We start from the raw sequence: 1,066 nt of genomic DNA on the forward strand, positions 1-1,066 counted from the left end.
GCCAGCCACCGCTTCACATACAGCACAGCCCAGCGGGCATCGGTGTGCGCCTCGACGGCCTTGACGACCAGGTCCCACCGCACGCTGTCGAAGAACTTCCGGATGTCGAGATCGATCACCCAGTTGTACTCCCAACAGCGCCGTCGGCAGGCCCCGACCGCGTCCAGCGCCGAGCGGTTCGGGCGGTATCCGTAGGAGTCGGGATGGAACATCGGCTCCACCCGTTTCTCCAGATGCACGGCTACCACCGTCTGCGCTACTCGATCGGCGACAGTGGGCACTCCGAGCACACGGACACCAGCGGCACCATGCGCTTTCGGAATCTCCACCGCCTTGACCGGGGGCGGGAAGTAGGTCCCCGAGGACATCCGGTTCCAGATCTTGTACAGGTTGCCCCGCAGATCCTTCTCGAACTCCTCGATCGACTGCCCGTCGACCCCCGGCGCTCCCTGGTTGCCCTTCACCTTCAACCAGGCGTCCCACACCTCGTACTTGGAGATGTCGAACGGCTTGCCAGATGCTTTCAGCTGGTCCATCGGGCTCCTCCCAGGGCTCTGGTTGACCAAACGAACAACAGCCACGAACGACCCGGCTCCTTCGCTCCGCCCCCGTTACAGGGGTTTCACCGCTACTACAGGCCGGTCCGCCAGCGTGCCCGGCCCGGTACTCGAAGTCCCTACGGGGCACTCCCGACTCGGGCACTCCCGGTGGCCGCGCTGCCGCGCGCGGTCCCGCCGGACACGCCTTCCCACGTTCCGTACGAGAGCGGCAGACAGGGCTCACGTCACCTCTGCGCCGGACGCCGCCCGGCCAGTCGGCGGGCTCCCGCCGGGCTTGTCCCGGGTCTTACACCACGCCCGGTTTCGACGTCTTCTTGGAGTTTCGACGCTTCAGCAGTGATCGTCTTCCCTGTCCCTACCTGACGCCTCTCGGGCGCCTTTTCCTCATCGCTCACCACGACGGTCTTCAGCCAACGCAGCATGAGGCGGTTTGAAGCCTCCCCCCGCAGGGCGGCTCCGAAGGGCCAAGATCCTTCATCTCTCGTACAGCATCACCGAATTGAGGG

Annotated in this window: 1 protein-coding gene; it reads right to left on the reverse strand. The window is 65.5% G+C overall.

Annotation, left to right across the window (positions count from 1 at the left end; all coding sequences use genetic code 11):
• Positions 1-536, reverse strand: a 536-nt coding sequence (locus IEZ19_RS49965; protein ID WP_268248813.1) for a reverse transcriptase domain-containing protein, incomplete at its 3' end; no start/stop codon positions are given.
• Positions 537-1,066 lie beyond the last annotated feature (530 nt).

The organism is Streptomyces brasiliensis, from assembly GCF_014647875.1.
Taxonomy (GTDB): Bacteria; Actinomycetota; Actinomycetes; order Streptomycetales; family Streptomycetaceae; genus Streptomyces; species Streptomyces brasiliensis.